Source organism: uncultured Oscillibacter sp. (genome assembly GCF_950073225.1).
In the GTDB taxonomy this organism is placed as follows: domain Bacteria; phylum Bacillota; class Clostridia; order Oscillospirales; family Oscillospiraceae; genus Oscillibacter.
In genome coordinates this window covers 113,926-127,620 of record NZ_CATMPS010000001.1, presented here as the reverse complement: position 1 = coordinate 127,620, position 13,695 = coordinate 113,926, and the positions used below count along the sequence as shown (strand labels likewise).

13 protein-coding genes are annotated in these 13,695 nt (G+C 65.3%); 7 read left to right on the top strand and 6 right to left on the bottom strand.

Annotated elements, in window-relative coordinates; all coding sequences use genetic code 11:
• Nucleotides 1-52 precede the first annotated feature (52 nt).
• A complete protein-coding gene (gene hydA, locus Q1M04_RS00605; protein ID WP_297996608.1) occupies nucleotides 53-1,429 on the top strand; it encodes a dihydropyrimidinase in 1,377 nt (458 codons plus the stop codon).
• A gap of 307 nt (nucleotides 1,430-1,736) precedes the next feature.
• Here hydA and Q1M04_RS00600 read toward each other — a convergent pair whose 3' ends face one another.
• On the bottom strand, nucleotides 1,737-2,339 hold the full coding sequence (locus Q1M04_RS00600) for a lipoprotein (protein WP_297294786.1): 603 nt from the start codon (nucleotides 2,337-2,339) through the stop codon (nucleotides 1,737-1,739).
• 115 nt (nucleotides 2,340-2,454) lie between these two features.
• Nucleotides 2,455-2,937 carry a DUF4330 domain-containing protein gene (locus tag Q1M04_RS00595; RefSeq protein WP_297996611.1) on the bottom strand — a complete coding sequence of 161 codons (483 nt, stop codon included), beginning with the start codon at nucleotides 2,935-2,937 and terminating at the stop codon, nucleotides 2,455-2,457.
• A gap of 116 nt (nucleotides 2,938-3,053) precedes the next feature.
• Between Q1M04_RS00595 and csaB the strand changes: the two genes are divergently transcribed.
• Nucleotides 3,054-5,285: a polysaccharide pyruvyl transferase CsaB gene (gene csaB / locus Q1M04_RS00590; protein ID WP_297996613.1), complete on the top strand. Its 2,232-nt coding sequence runs from the start codon at nucleotides 3,054-3,056 to the stop codon at nucleotides 5,283-5,285.
• Nucleotide 5,286: 1 nt separating this feature from the next.
• Here csaB and Q1M04_RS00585 read toward each other — a convergent pair whose 3' ends face one another.
• Nucleotides 5,287-5,460: a DUF6774 domain-containing protein gene (locus tag Q1M04_RS00585; protein WP_204790683.1), complete on the bottom strand. Its 174-nt coding sequence runs from the start codon at nucleotides 5,458-5,460 to the stop codon at nucleotides 5,287-5,289.
• Nucleotides 5,461-5,587: 127 nt separating this feature from the next.
• Here Q1M04_RS00585 and Q1M04_RS00580 point away from each other — a divergent pair, with 127 nt between their 5' ends.
• The 5 genes from Q1M04_RS00580 (at nucleotide 5,588) to Q1M04_RS00560 (ending at nucleotide 10,260) form a co-directional block, all read left to right on the top strand.
• Nucleotides 5,588-6,610 carry an alpha-hydroxy-acid oxidizing protein gene (locus tag Q1M04_RS00580; protein WP_297996616.1) on the top strand — a complete coding sequence of 341 codons (1,023 nt, stop codon included), beginning with the start codon at nucleotides 5,588-5,590 and terminating at the stop codon, nucleotides 6,608-6,610.
• Nucleotides 6,611-6,843: 233 nt separating this feature from the next.
• Nucleotides 6,844-7,731: a hypothetical protein gene (locus Q1M04_RS00575; protein ID WP_297996619.1), complete on the top strand. Its 888-nt coding sequence runs from the start codon at nucleotides 6,844-6,846 to the stop codon at nucleotides 7,729-7,731.
• A 135-nt stretch (nucleotides 7,732-7,866) separates the two neighbouring features.
• A complete protein-coding gene (locus tag Q1M04_RS00570) occupies nucleotides 7,867-8,901 on the top strand; it encodes a DUF4349 domain-containing protein (protein ID WP_297996621.1) in 1,035 nt (344 codons plus the stop codon).
• 71 nt (nucleotides 8,902-8,972) lie between these two features.
• On the top strand, nucleotides 8,973-9,602 hold the full coding sequence (locus Q1M04_RS00565; RefSeq protein ID WP_297996623.1) for an MBL fold metallo-hydrolase: 630 nt from the start codon (nucleotides 8,973-8,975) through the stop codon (nucleotides 9,600-9,602).
• A gap of 1 nt (nucleotide 9,603) precedes the next feature.
• Entirely contained in the window at nucleotides 9,604-10,260 is a 657-nt protein-coding gene (locus Q1M04_RS00560) for an HAD hydrolase-like protein (protein ID WP_297294780.1), read from the top strand.
• Nucleotides 10,261-10,399: 139 nt separating this feature from the next.
• Here the strand turns inward: Q1M04_RS00560 and Q1M04_RS00555 are convergent, their stop codons facing one another.
• The 3 genes from Q1M04_RS00555 to Q1M04_RS00545 form a co-directional block, all read right to left on the bottom strand.
• Nucleotides 10,400-11,119, bottom strand: a complete 720-nt coding sequence (locus tag Q1M04_RS00555; protein WP_297996625.1) for a DUF421 domain-containing protein — start codon at nucleotides 11,117-11,119, stop codon at nucleotides 10,400-10,402.
• A 72-nt stretch (nucleotides 11,120-11,191) separates the two neighbouring features.
• Nucleotides 11,192-12,244: an acyltransferase gene (locus Q1M04_RS00550; protein WP_300446156.1), complete on the bottom strand. Its 1,053-nt coding sequence runs from the start codon at nucleotides 12,242-12,244 to the stop codon at nucleotides 11,192-11,194.
• Nucleotides 12,241-13,563: a chloride channel protein gene (locus Q1M04_RS00545; protein ID WP_297996628.1), complete on the bottom strand. Its 1,323-nt coding sequence runs from the start codon at nucleotides 13,561-13,563 to the stop codon at nucleotides 12,241-12,243. Before Q1M04_RS00545 ends, Q1M04_RS00550 begins: the two co-directional genes overlap by 4 nt.
• Between the last annotated feature and the right edge of the window lie 132 nt (nucleotides 13,564-13,695).

The following is a 13,695-nucleotide window of genomic DNA, read 5'->3' as shown; positions in this document are numbered from 1 at the left end:
GGAACTGTGCTATACTGGTTCCATCAACAAAGAAAGAACGGAGGGACACCAAATGCGCACACTCTTCAAGGGCGGCAGCGTGGCTTCCGGCAAGGGCGTCCGGCGGGCGGATTTGCTGGTGGAGGGAGAAAAAGTGGCCTCCCTGGGCCGGGGGCTCAAGGCGGAGGCGGAGCGGATCATCGACGTGACGGGCTGCGTCCTCTTCCCCGGCTTCATCGACGCCCACACCCACTTCGACCTGGAGGTGGCGGGCACCGTCACCGCCGACGGCTTCGCCTCGGGAAGCCGGGCGGCCCTCCGGGGAGGCACCACCACCGTCATTGACTTCGCCTGCCCCAACAAGGGGGAGTCCCTGGCCTCGGGCTTAGAACGCTGGCGGGAGAAGGCCGTGGGGAAGACCTTCTGCGACTACGGCTTCCATATGACCATTGACGACTGGAACGAGGGCGTCCGGGCGGAGCTGCCGGAGATGTTCGCCCAGGGCATTTCCTCCTTCAAGCTGTACATGACCTACCCCGCCATGCTGCTGGGGGACCGGGACCTCTACTGGGCGCTGAAGGAGCTGAAAACGCTGGGGGGAATCTGCGGCGTCCACTGTGAAAACGCCGGGGTCATCGACGGCATGATCGCGGAGAAAAAGGCCCTGGGGGAGCTCTCCCCCGCCAGCCACCCCCAGACCCGCCCGCCCTATCTGGAGGCGGAGGCGGTGGGGCGGCTTCTGCGCATTGCCCAGGCGGCCCAGGCCCCGGTGATCATCGTCCACCTCACCAACGGCGAGGCGCTGGGCGAGGTCCTCCGGGCCCGGAAGCGGGGCCAGACGGTGTACGTGGAGACCTGCCCCCACTACCTGGCCCTGGACGAGAGCCTGTATTACCAGGAGAATTTCACCGACGCGGCCCGGTACGTCTGCGCCCCGCCCCTGCGGGAGAAGAAGGAGGCGGACGCGCTGTGGAAGGCCCTGCGCCGGGGGGAGATTCAGACCGTCTCCACGGACCACTGCTCCTTCACCCTGGAGCAGAAGGAGATGGGCCGGGAGGATTTCACCAAGATTCCCGGCGGCCTTCCCGGGGTGGAGACCCGGGGGGAGCTGATGTGGTCCCTGGGCGTTGCCAAGCGGAAGCTGAGCGTGGCCCAGATGTGCCGCGTCCTCAGCGAGAACCCGGCGAAGCTGTACGGCCTCTTCCCCCGGAAGGGGACCCTCCAGCCCGGGGCGGACGCGGATATCGTGGTCTACGACCCCAGCGGCGGGCACGTCATCCGGGGGTCGGACTGCGAGTCTGCCGCCGGGTACAGCCCCTATGAGGGCTTCGCCACCGACGGCGGCATCCGGCAGGTGTGGCTCCGGGGCCGGCTGGCGGTGGAGAGCGGGAATGTGCTCCCCTCCCAGCCGGAGGGGAAATATATGGCCCGGGGGAAGTGTATGCTGTAAATGTCCGCCGGGAAAAAGGCGGACACTGAGGGAATGGCCTGACCAGGGGGTCAGGCCCCACAGGGAAGCCTTGGTACCCGGTCAAAGCCTGTCCCACTTTGAGGAAAGTCCTCTAGAACCCATTTTCCATAGCCAACAAATAGCTGTACAGGGGTACCGCAAGACAGATGCCGCCTGAAAAGGAGCAAGCACTATCTTTGTGGGGCCTGACCCCCTGGTCAGGCCATTTCCCGGGAACATGGCGCTTTCCATAGAACACACAAAACCCCGGCGGACCATCCTCAAGGCCCGCCGGGGTTTCAATTTCTCAGGAAAGAGGTTCCTGGCTGAACATCACCGTCAAAGCATACACATGCTCATAGCCCAGCTTCTCATACTCCTCCGGCTGGAAAAAGTACTCCGGGTCGTAGGACAAGACCTGGTTCTTCGTCGTGTTGATCTGGATGGCGATGGGAATCTCTCTCTCGTAGACGATCTCCGTGCGGCCAGCCAGGAAGCTGGCCGTCCGGCCCATGCCCTCGGGGTCGTCGATCTCCTCCGAAGAGCCGTACTTCACCGCTGTGAAATCCTTCCCAAACTGCACGGCCTCCCGATACTCGCCCCGGAGGTCCTCAAAGCCGAAGGCCATGCGGCCCTTCTTCTCTCCCGCTTTCAGGGACATGCCCCCGCCGCCGGTGACGAGCTCCCATTTGCCGTCCTCCAGCACATAGGTGTTGACGCGGACGGTTTTCGCCGCCCCGTCCAGCACCACGTCAAAAAGGTGCTGGTCCGTGTCCGCCCCCAGGAGCTTGGCAACGGCCTCCTCCTCCTCGTTCAGCTCCGCGGGCTGAATGTACATAACCGGAGCCGCCCCGGCGGAGCACCCCGCCAGCAGGACCAGCAAAACCAGAAGCGCAAATACTTTCTTCATCGGATGTTCCCTCCCCGCAATTCTGCGTTGCCGTCGCTCCGGCCCGGTTTCCCACCAGACAGCCAGAGCGAGCGAAAGTTCTTTTTGCCTACTTTTTCTTACAAGAAAAAGTAGGTCAGCCCCAGGTCACATCGACGACCGTTCCGTTTTGGAACTCCACCGTCTCGCTTTTCATGATATAGTCCGTCTTTCCGATCCGGACCTCCTGCTCCCCGACCTTCGTGGTCATAACCTCCTCCTTGGGCACCGTGGCGGTGCAGGTAAAATAGAGGTTCACATGGTCCGGGTCCTCGTGCCACTCCCCGTCGGGCCCCAGCTCCAGCCAGGGGGTGGCCTCCACGGACTCGATGCGCCCGTTCAGCCGGGCCCCGGAGGCCATCAGCGGGGAGGGAAGATTTTCCTTGGAATTTTCGTACAGCTCCGCGGCCACGTTCTGCACCCGGACCACGTAGGTAATCTCCATGGTGGGCACCTCAATGGTCCCGCCCCGGTTCAGGACGCGCACAGCTCCGTAAAGGACTACCGCCAAAATCAAAGCCACGGCGATGATGTCGATGATGTTGAATTTCCCAATCTTGAATGATTTCTTTTGTTCCATGCCAGACCTCCGCGGCGGGCCCCGGGCCCGTCTTCTTTAGATTGATGGAGCCTTATGGACAAGGCCCGGAAAATATTATATAATACCTTTCACAAAATCACAAGGGGATATTTGCCATGAAGGTCATTCATCTCATCAGCGGCGGGGACTCCGGCGGGGCCAAGACCCATGTGCTGAGCCTCCTCCAGAACCTGAACAAGACCATCACCGCCCAGCTGGTCTGCTTCCGGGACGGCCCCTTCGCCGGGGAGGCCCGTTCCCTGGGCATCCCGACCATGATTTGCGGCGGCAACCACATTTTTAAAATCCGCCGCCAGCTGGCGGAGTATATCCGCCGGGAGGGCTTCCAGCTCATCCACTGCCACGGCTCCCGGGCCAATATGATCGGCGCCCTCCTCCGCCGGCTCACGGGCCTTCCGGTGGTCACCACCATCCACAGCGATTATAAAATCGACTACATGGGCCGCCCCCTGGCCCGGTGCACCTTCGGGGTCATCAACACCTGGGCCCTGCGGCGGCTGGACTACCGCGTGGGCGTCTCCGACGCCATGGTGGACCTGCTCATCTCCCGGGGCTTCCCGGCGGACCGCTTCTACGCCATCTATAACGGCATCGACTTTACCCCCGCGCCGGACCAGGGGGACCGGCTTCCCTACCTCCGCTCCCTGGGGGCCGAGGTGGAGGCGGATTCCGTGGTGGTGGGCATCGCCGCCCGGCTGAACCCGGTGAAGGACATGTCCACCCTCATCCGGGGCTTTGCCGAGGCGTATAAAACCTGCGGCAAACTACGTTTGGTAATCGCCGGAGACGGCGAGGAGCGGGAGAAGCTGGGGAATTTGGCCCGGGAACTGGGGGTGGAGCGGCAGGTCACCTTCGCCGGGTGGATCAGCGGCGGCATGGACCGCTTTTACAGCGCGCTGGATATCAATGTCCTGACCAGCCTGTCCGAGACCTTTTCCTACGCCCTGACGGAGGGGGCCCGGTTCCACCTCGCCACCATCTCCACCGCCGTGGGGGGCATCCCCTACCTCATTGACGACGGGGTCAACGGCTATCTGTTCACCCCCCGGGACTTCATGACCCTGGGCAAGCGCCTGGCGGCCCTGGGAACCGACGGGGCCTTGCGGCGGGAGATGGGGGAAAAGCTCTTTGAAAAGGCCTCCGCCCAGTTCTCCATTGAAAAGACCGTGGACACCCAGCTCCATATCTACGGGGAAATTCTCCGCCGCCACGCCCGGCCCAGGCGGGAGCGGGACGGCGTGGTGATCTGCGGGGCCTATGGCCGGGGCAACGCCGGGGACGACGCGATTTTGGAGGCCATCCTGGAAGAGATGCGGTCCATCGACCCGGACATGCCCGTGACGGTTATCTCCAAAAATCCCAAGGCCACCCGCCTTTCCTACCGGGTCCGCTCCGTCAGCCGGATGGACCTTTCCGGCTGGCTGGGGGCCATGAAACAGGCAAGGCTCTATATCAACGGCGGCGGAAGCCTCATCCAGGACGTGACCTCCCGCCGCTCCCTCTGGTTCTACCTCATGAACATCCGGGCCGCCAAATGGGCGGGCTGCAAGGTCCAGATGTACGGCTGCGGCATCGGCCCCGTCAAGCGGGAGAATCACCGGAAGCTGGCGGCCAAGGTGCTGAACCGGAACGTGGACGTGATTACCCTCCGGGAGCCGGACTCCCTGGAGGAACTGAAATCCATGGGGGTGGACAGGCCGGAAATCAAGCTGACGGCGGACCCGGCCCTGACCCTTGCCCCGGCGGCGGAGGAAAAGACGGACAGCGTGCTCCTCCGGGCGGGCATCCCGCCCCGGGGGGAGCGGCTGATCTGCTTCGCCCTCCGGCCCTGGCCGGGCTTTTCGGAGAAGGCCCCCCTCTTTGGGGCCGCCGCCCGGTACGCCTGGGAACGCTACGGCCTCACCCCCGTCTTTACGGCGGTGGAGAAGGGCCAGGACCCCGCCGCCGCCCGGGAGGCGGCGGAGTGCCTGGGGGACACGCCCCATTACTTCCTGGACGACGCCGGGGCCGCCGGGACCATCATCGGGGCCTTGTCCCGGATGGAGGCGGTGGTGTCCATGCGGCTCCACGCCCTGATTTTCGCCGCCGGGCAGGGCATCCCCCTGGCGGGGGTGGTGTACGACCCCAAGGTCTCCTCCTTCCTGCGGTATATCGGGCAGGAGAACTTCGCGGACCTAAAGGACCTGACCCAGGAAACCCTGAACGCCATGATTGACCATGCCGCCGCCCAGGCCGGGGACAAAGAGGCCCAGGCGGTGGCGGTCCGAAAGCTGCGGGAGCTGGAGCAGGGAAACGTGGAGATCGCGAAGCGCCTGCTGGAGCGTTAGGTCAGCGGGAACAAATTTCCCGCTGGGCCGCGATGGTCTCCAGAGTGTCCCCCAGCTGGGTCAGGATGGCCCCCGCCAGGCCCAGCTCCTGGTCGTTCAATTGACCCGCGATGGCCACCGCCAGGGAGTTCACCATGGTGGTGAGGGCCAGGGGGTCGCAGTTTGGGTTTGTCATAGGATCACCTCTGCATTCTATGAGGCGCGGCCCCGGACCGTTCCCCCCTTGCCTTTCTTCCCCGTTTCCTGTACAATCGGCTTATAAGCGAACCTGAAAATTTTGACATATTTGGAGGAAACCCGACATGACCTATCAGGAAGTCCTGGCAAACGCCCGTACCTGTATGGGCCCCCACTGCAAATCCTGCCCCACCTGCAACGGCCTGGGGTGCCGGAACGCCATCCCCGGCCCCGGGGCCAAGGGCGTTGGCACCGGTTTTATCCGCAACTACCAGAAGTGGCAGGAGCTCTGCGTCAACATGGACACCATCTGCGAGAACAAGCCCGTGGATACCTCCTTCGCCCTCTTCGGCCAGACGGTGGACCTGCCCGTCTTCGCCGCCCCCGTGGGGGCCATGCAGCTCCACTACGGGGACAAGTACGACGACCTTGCCTATAACGACATCTTAGTGGCCGCCTGCGCCCAGGCGGGCATCGCCGCCTTCACCGGCGACGGCACGAACCCCGCCGTCATGGAGGCCGCGGCGGAGGCCCTGAAAAAGCAGAACGGACAGGGCGTGCCCACCGTCAAGCCCTGGAATATCGAGACTATCCGGGAGAAGCTGGCCCTCATCAAGCCCGCGAAGCCCTTCGCCGTGGCCATGGACATCGACGCGGCGGGGCTGCCGTTTCTGAAAAACCTCCAGCCCCCGGCGGGCAGCAAGACCGTGGCGGAGCTGCGGGAGATTGTGGATATGCTGGAGGGGACCCCCTTCATCCTCAAGGGCATCATGACCGTCCGGGGGGCGGAGAAGGCCCTGGAGGCCGGGGCCTCCGGCATCGTAGTCTCCAACCACGGGGGCCGGGTGCTGGACCAGTGTCCCGCCACGGCGGAGGTCCTGCCCGCCATCGCGGACGCCGTGGGCGGGAAGATGACCGTCCTGGTGGACGGCGGCATCCGCTCCGGCCTGGACGTGTTCAAGGCCCTGGCCCTGGGGGCGGACGCGGTGCTGATTGGCCGTCCCTTCGTGAACATGGTCTACGGCGGCGGGGCTGAGGGGGTCCGGATCTACGTGGACAAGCTGAAGGCCGAGCTGGCCGACGCCATGGCCATGTGCGGGGCCCACTCCCTGGCGGAGATTCGCCGGGGCATGATTTTCGGATATTGAGAAGCGGACGCGCCGCCGGGGGGAAGCCTCCGGCGGCGCGTGTTTGACCGGCTTCCGGGGCCCGGCGGTTTGGGAGGGCGCACCCCGGTCAAATGCCTGGAACAGGCCCAAAAAGGGGCTTGCGCTTTGGGCAGAATATGGTATACTGTATTTGTTAGAGTTTCGCCGCAAGGCAATTTTCAATATGAGGTGATTCTATGGTCGGTGGAATATCAGGCGTCGGGAGCTTCGGAATGGGCTCTGTCGGGGCGTTTTACCAGTCCCGGCTGTCGGAAAATATTCGCAATTCCCGCGCGGCCCAGCAGGCCCGGCAGCCGGTCTGGACGGCGCGGAAAAACGCCTCCCCCGAGACGCCGGTGGAGCCGGTCAAGGCCGTGCGCCCCATCTCCCGGGACGAGGCGTCCTTGCCGGAGCTGACGGCCCGGCTGGAGAACGACCCGGCGGCCATGGCCGGGCGGATGCGGACCCGCTACGGCGAGATAGACCCCGAGGGCATGTTCGTGGAAACCGGAAAAGAGGGCCTCTCCCCTGTGGACGGCTCCCGGAAAAACGCCCTGGAGGGCCAGCTGTTCCAAGCCGAGGACGCCCTGGGCCGGAACGATTTAAAGGGCGCGGAGGACGCGCTTTTGAACGGCGCGCCCAAGGCGGAGGAAGCGAAGCTGCCCGGCCTCCCCGGACAGGAGGGAGACGCGGAGGACGAAAAGGCCCTGGACGGCAAGAGCGCCCAGGGGGCCGAGAGCGCCCAGGAGGCCCTGGAGGAGGGCGAGTGCGAGACCTGCGAGAGCCGGAAGTACCAGGACGGGTCCGACGACATGGGCGTGTCCTTCCAGACGCCCACCAACATCAAGCCGGAACAGGCGGCCTCCGCCGTCCGGGGCCATGAGATGGAGCATGTCTACCGGGAGCAGGCCAAGGCCGACCGGGAGGGCCGGAAGGTGGTCAGCCAGAACGTGACCATGCACACGGAAATCTGCCCGGAGTGCGGCAAGTCCTACGTCTCCGGGGGCACCACCCGCACCGTCACCAAGGCGGACACGGATAACGCCGCCCAGCAGCAGGACCTGGCCCGGCAGAACGAGGAAGAACAGAAAGCGCGCACCCCCTTCTCGGCGGTGGCGTGATACGAGGCGAACAGGGCTCCGAAGGGGGGGCCCTGTTTTCATAGGGGAAAATCCCCGGAACCTTTCCCCTGGAAAATCCGTCTATATAGGTAACAGCCCCGCTTGGAAGACGGGGCGGACAAGGAGGATGAACGGATGAAAAGAGGACTTGCCCTGTTCCTGGCGGCCCTGCTGACGGCCCTGACCCTCACCGCCTGCGGAGGAGGCGGGGGCTACAGCGGGGGAAGCGCTTCCAGCGCCCCCGCCGACAGCGAGAGCCAGACGGCCTATGACGACAGCGGGGACGAGTGGAAGGCCGAGGTAAGGGAGTTCGGCTTTGACGCCGCCTCCGGCTCGGCGGGGGGCTCCCCCGCCGAGCCGGAGGCGGCCACAGAGGAGCCCCGGGAGGACCGCCTGGCCAGCGCCAAGATGGTCTACACCGCCAGCATCCAGGCGGAGACTCAGGATTACGACGCCTGTACCGCCGCCCTGGAGGAGCTGGTGGACAGGCTGGGGGGCTATTTGGAGTACGCCTCCTCCGACAGCCGCGGCGACGGCAGCCGGAGCGCCAGCTATACCGTCCGGGTCCCCGCCAAGGAGTTTCGGGGCTTTTTGAAGACCGTGGGGGAAATCAGCCACGTCACCAGCCAGGACCAGAACGCCGAAAACATCAGCGAGCGGTACTACGACACGGAGAGCCGCCTGGAAACCCAGAAGACGAAGATGGAGCGGCTTCAGACGCTGCTTTCCAAGGCGGAAAATATGGAGGACATCATCGACCTGGAAAACGCCATCAGCGAGACGGAATACCAGATCGAGCAGCTTACCGGGTCCCTCCGGCATTATGACTCCCTGGTGGATTTCGCCACCATCGACGTCCGCTTGCGGGAGGTGCTGCGCCTCACCACGGTGGAGGAGGCCCCGCCCACCTTTGGAAGCCGCCTGGGGAACGCCTTCACGGACGGGCTCCGCGGCTTTGGGGACTTCCTCCAGGATGTGGCCGTGTACCTGGCCTATAACTGGACCTGGATGGTCCTCCTGGCCCTCGTTATCCTGCTGGTGGTGAAGGTCTCCAAGCGGCGCCAGGCCCAGCGGGGAGAGACCTTCCGCCAGGCCCGGGAGCGGACGGGGGGCAGCTTCTTCAAGCGGAAGAAGGACGAACCGAAAAACCCGGATGACAAACAGCCGTAAATCTGATATAGTAAGGGGGCGGACGGAGATCCGCCCCCGTTTTTTGAAATACGCACAAGGAGGATCATGATATGAAACTCACCTGGCTGGGCCACGCCTGCTTCCTTGCGGAGCAGGACGGATACCGGATTCTGCTGGACCCCTACACCGGCGTGGAGGGTTATCCGGCCCTGGCGGAGCAAAAGCTCCAGGTCCACAAGATTCTTTGCAGCCACGGCCACTTTGACCACAACGCCGTGGACCAGGCGGAGCTGGTCCCCTTCGACGGCCCCTGCCCCTTCACCATCCGCACCGTGGAGACCTTCCACGACGGCGAGGGCGGGGCCCTCCGGGGGCCCAACACCATCCATATCCTCTCGGCGGACGGCGCTGCCGTCGCCCACCTAGGGGACCTGGGGCACCCGCTTTCGCCGGAGCAGGTTGAGGCCATCGGCCCCCTGGACGCGGTTTTGATTCCCGTGGGAGGCACCTACACCGTGGACGCGGCGGGGGCCAAGGCCGTCTGCGAGGCCCTTCACCCCAAGTGCGCCGTTCCCATGCACTACCGCCACGCCCCCTACGGCCTGCCCAACGTGGCGGGGGTGGAGGACTTCCTGTCCCTGTGGCCCGTCGGGGCCGTCCGGCGGCTGGAGGGGCCCGTCTGCGAGGTGGACGGCGGGGCTTCCGGCGTGCTGGTCCCCCAATTTCTCCAGGAGGCTTGATATGTACCGTTATATTTTATTTGACCTGGACGGGACCCTGACGGACTCCCGGGAGGGCATTGTCCACTGTGTCCGGGAGACCATCCTGGGTTACGGCGGCCCGGTGCCGGAGGAGGAAACCCTGCTCCGCTTCATCGGCCCGCCCCTTCAGGATTCCTTTATGCGCTTTTGCGGCTACAGCCCGGAGAAGGCGGCGGAGGCGGTGGAGCGCTTCCGCCTGATTTACGAGCCCGTGGGCCAGTATGAGAACCGGGCGGCCCCGGGCATGGAAGCCGTCATGGGCCGCTTGAAGGAGCGGGGCTATGTGCTGGCCCTGGCCTCCTCCAAGCCGGAAAACCTGTGCGTTTCCATCTGCGCCCGGTTCGGCTTCACGCCCCACCTCTCCGCCCTGGTGGGAAGCCCGCCCCACGGGGACTGGGAAAAGGAGGACGTGGTCCGGGAGGCCATGCGGCAGCTGGGCCTGACGGAGCGGGATCTCCCCCAGGTGCTGATGGTGGGGGACCGGAAATTCGACGTGCTGGGGGCCCGGGCCTGCGGCGTGGACTGCGCCGGGGTGGAGTTCTTCGGCTATGCCCCGCCGGGGGAGCTGGAGGAGGCCGGAGCGGTGGCTGTGGTGAAAACACCGGAGGAGCTGGAGGAATTCATTCTGGCCCATTGAGGGTGGACAGGAGAACGGGCCGCCGAAGGCGGCGGCCCCTACGGGGGTTCTTCCGATAGGAGATGCCGTAGGGGCCGCCCCCCCTGGGCGGCCCGGCTCCCCGGTTCTCCCCAGGCGGCGGAGGTAGGTCCGCCCCTGCTTACGGCCGTGTCCCATCGCCCCCGCGGCCGGGCTCCATAGGAAACACCGTCAAATCCTCTCCCCCGCCCCAGAGGGCCAGGAAGACCTCCCCCTCGTTCCGGTAGCCCTGGCGGAGCAGGCAGCGGCGGACCCATTCGTCCTCCTTCCCCGCCTGGCGGAGGTTGCCGGAGAGCAGCTTCCCGTCCATGATAAGGGGAGTCTGGACCTGGGACTGGGAGGGATTCTTGTTCAAATCCGCCGGGGTGGCGGGGCGGTCCGCCTCCTTGGGCAGGAAGCTGACGGTGCCGTTGTGCTCGAAGACGGCGGTCTGGAGCTGGCTTAGGTCAAACCAGCCGCCGATGCGGCAGTAGGTGAGAAACTCGCTCAAGTCCAGCTTGGCCTTTTTCAGGTTCTCCCGGTAAATCACCCCGTCCTCCAGCAGCACCACGGGCCGTCCCGTGACAGCGGCGCGGATTTTCAGGGACTTGCAGCAAAGCACCGAGATGCTCACAGCCACCAGCCCGTAGACAATCAGGGCGGTGAGGGGCTTGTGGGGCTCTTCCAATTCGGTGGCCAGCTCGGCGGCGGCGGAACCGATGGTGATGCCCACCACATAGTCGAACATGGTCATTTGGGACACCTGCTTGGCCCCCATCAGCTTGGTGAGGAGGAACAGCGCCAGGATGGACAGCAGGGTGGTCAGCACCGTCATGCCGGTGTCTTGCAGAATTTGAGTCATGAAAAGAACGCCTCCCGTGGCAGATGTCGGTTGACGACAGTATGCCGCGGGAGGCGCGTTTTATGCGGGTATTCAAATCAGCCAGCGCCGGACTCCCGGGACCTGGGAGAACAGGGCGTAGGCCCCCCAGCCGCAGATTAGGACCAGGAGGGAGACCAGGGGCACGGTGAAAAGCGGCGGGCCCTCCGCCGCCCGGAGGCCGTGGCGGGCGAAGAACTGCAAGAAAAACACATGGGTTAAAAAGACGCAGAAGGAGGCGTTGGAAAGGCGCTCCGCCGCCCGCCCCGCCCATTCCGGCAAAGAGGCCCTCTGACACAGGCCCCAGAAGCCCAGGGCCTCCAGAAAAACCCCGGCCCCGGTGCCCTCCAGGAAATGCTCCTCCAGCCTCCCCGCCGCCGCCGAGGCGGCCCAGGTCCCCCCGAAGGTGAGGAGGAAGCCCGCCAGAAGAGCCGCGAGGCAGAGGGGCCGCCGGGGACGGGGACGGTAAACCGTCAGGTAATGCCCCAGCAGGGTGTAGCCAATAGAGGAGTAGGCCAGGTTCAGCCGCCACTGGACCGGGACGCCCCCCAGAAGCGTAAACGGCCAGAGGGTCCGAACCGTGGGGTACAGAATGCCCAGGAGGAACCACAGCCCCAGGGCATACTCCAAAGACTGCCGGTCCCCGTTTCGGACCAGGAGCCGGGTGACGGGCAGGAAGGCGTAAACCAGGAGCATGATGTGGAGATAATAGAGATGCTCCTCATGCCGGAAGAGGAGGAGGTTTTTCGCCGCCGCCTCCAGGTCCCAGGGGGTGAGGCTGTCCAGCAGCCACAGGTAAACCAGCTTATAGCAGGCCGCCCAGAAAAACAGCGCCGCCAGAAGCCGGGCCATGCTGCGGGTGTAGAGCCGTTTTATGGGCAGCTCCCGCTCCGGCGGCAGGAGCAGGGCCCCGCTGGCCATAAGGAACAGGGGTACCGCCGGACGGGCCAGGGCATTCCAGAACAGGCCGGACAGCCAGGGGGCGGAAACCGGGCCGGAGAGGCAGCCCGCGCTGGCGTGGATCAGCAGGACGCCAAAAATAGCGGAACTTTTTACCAGGTCAACCGGCCGGTCTCGCGGGGGGGGGGGGTAAATTTTGGAAATCATGAAAGCGCCTCCTTGGGTTCCGCCGGGACGTCGGTTTCCACGGGCCCATCGTTGGTGTGTACGTTGATGTACCGCCCCTTCAGCTTGGAGTGAAGAATCGTCTGGCTGGAGTACAGCCCCCCGTAGCCGGAGAGGACATAGCTGACGCAGCAGGCCAGCGCGTAGTACAAAAGCCCCCCGCTTCCAAAGAGCTCGATGGCCAGGGCAATGGAGGCCAGGGGGCAGTTGGTGGCCCCGCAGAACACGGACGCAAGGCCCAGCGCGGCGGCAAAGCCCGCCGGAAGCCCCAGCACGGGCCCCATGGCGCAGCCGAAGGCCGCCCCCACGAAGAAGGAGGGCACCACCTCCCCGCCCTTGAAGCCCGCTCCCAGGGTGACGGCGGTGAAAAGGATTTTGAGCAAGAACGCCTCCGGCCGGACGGCCCCCTGCTCCACGGCGGCGGCGATGACCTCCATTCCCGCGCCGTTGTAGTCCGTGGAGCCGCAGAGCCGGGTGAGAAGAATCACGGCGCAGCCCCCGGCGAAGGCCCGGAGCCAGGGATTGGGAATCCGCTTGTGGAGCTGCCGCTCCGTCAGGCGGATGGTCCCGCAGAACACCACGGACAGCAGCCCGCACAGGGCCGCCAGAATTCCCGCCCGGACCAGCAGGCCCGCCGCCGGCTCGGGAGCCGCCACAGCGAAGGCGGTGGGGGCCACACCCAGCGCCCGGGAGATGCCATAGGCCTCCAGGGCCCCGATAAGGGCGGGGAAAAAGGCGGCGTGGTAGAAGGAGTCCACGCTGACCACGGCGATGGAGAACACCGCCGCCGCCAGGGGCGTTCCGAAGAGGGCGGTGAAAAAGGCCGCCATGCCCGTGGTGGTGGCAATGCGCAGGTCCCGCTCGTCAAAGCCGAAGAGCCGCCCCACCCGATAGCCCAGGGAGCCCCCCATTTGAAGGGCCGCCCCCTCCCGCCCGGCGGAGCCGCCGCAGAGGTGGGTCAGCACCGTCCCCAGGAAGATGGCGGGGACCAGCAGGAGGGAGACGCTGCCCCCCTTGTGGACCTGGTCAAAGATGTCGTTGGTGCCCTGGCCCTCGGTGCCCAGCAGCTTGTAAAGCCCCACAATGGCAAGGCCCGCCAGGGGCAGGCCGTACAGCAGCCGGGGATACTCCCCCCGGAGCTCCGTCACATACTCCACGGCCATGTGGAACGCCGTGCCCACCAGGCCGCAGGAGATCCCCGCCGCTGCGGCCAGCAGCAGCCACTTTCCAAGGGCCCGGGCGTAGAGCGCCGTCAGATCCCACCGGGCCCGGAGGTCCCGCTTGATGCCATCCAATGTCATAGTTTCCCTCCGCTCATGCAAGGCGATGCTTATAGTATACAGGGCCCCCGGCCATAATGCAAGCAGAGGGACGGGAAGAAAGGTTCACCTTTTTCCAGAAAATTTGGGAAGACGGTTGATTCCGGTAAAAAA

What these genes read in the sequence shown, in the direction of transcription:
- Q1M04_RS00560 (WP_297294780.1), top strand. Translation starts at nt 9,604, where the DNA reads ATGTACCGTTATATTTTATTTGACCTGGACGGGACCCTGACGGACTCC.
- Q1M04_RS00565 (WP_297996623.1), top strand. Translation starts at nt 8,973, where the DNA reads ATGAAACTCACCTGGCTGGGCCACGCCTGCTTCCTTGCGGAGCAGGAC.
- Q1M04_RS00600 (WP_297294786.1), bottom strand. Translation starts at nt 2,339, where the DNA reads ATGAAGAAAGTATTTGCGCTTCTGGTTTTGCTGGTCCTGCTGGCGGGG.
- Q1M04_RS00555 (WP_297996625.1), bottom strand. Translation starts at nt 11,119, where the DNA reads ATGACTCAAATTCTGCAAGACACCGGCATGACGGTGCTGACCACCCTG.
- Q1M04_RS00580 (WP_297996616.1), top strand. Translation starts at nt 5,588, where the DNA reads ATGACCTATCAGGAAGTCCTGGCAAACGCCCGTACCTGTATGGGCCCC.
- hydA (WP_297996608.1), top strand. Translation starts at nt 53, where the DNA reads ATGCGCACACTCTTCAAGGGCGGCAGCGTGGCTTCCGGCAAGGGCGTC.
- Q1M04_RS00545 (WP_297996628.1), bottom strand. Translation starts at nt 13,563, where the DNA reads ATGACATTGGATGGCATCAAGCGGGACCTCCGGGCCCGGTGGGATCTG.
- csaB (WP_297996613.1), top strand. Translation starts at nt 3,054, where the DNA reads ATGAAGGTCATTCATCTCATCAGCGGCGGGGACTCCGGCGGGGCCAAG.
- Q1M04_RS00585 (WP_204790683.1), bottom strand. Translation starts at nt 5,460, where the DNA reads ATGACAAACCCAAACTGCGACCCCCTGGCCCTCACCACCATGGTGAAC.
- Q1M04_RS00595 (WP_297996611.1), bottom strand. Translation starts at nt 2,937, where the DNA reads ATGGAACAAAAGAAATCATTCAAGATTGGGAAATTCAACATCATCGAC.
- Q1M04_RS00570 (WP_297996621.1), top strand. Translation starts at nt 7,867, where the DNA reads ATGAAAAGAGGACTTGCCCTGTTCCTGGCGGCCCTGCTGACGGCCCTG.
- Q1M04_RS00575 (WP_297996619.1), top strand. Translation starts at nt 6,844, where the DNA reads ATGGGCTCTGTCGGGGCGTTTTACCAGTCCCGGCTGTCGGAAAATATT.
- Q1M04_RS00550 (WP_300446156.1), bottom strand. Translation starts at nt 12,244, where the DNA reads ATGATTTCCAAAATTTACCCCCCCCCCCCGCGAGACCGGCCGGTTGAC.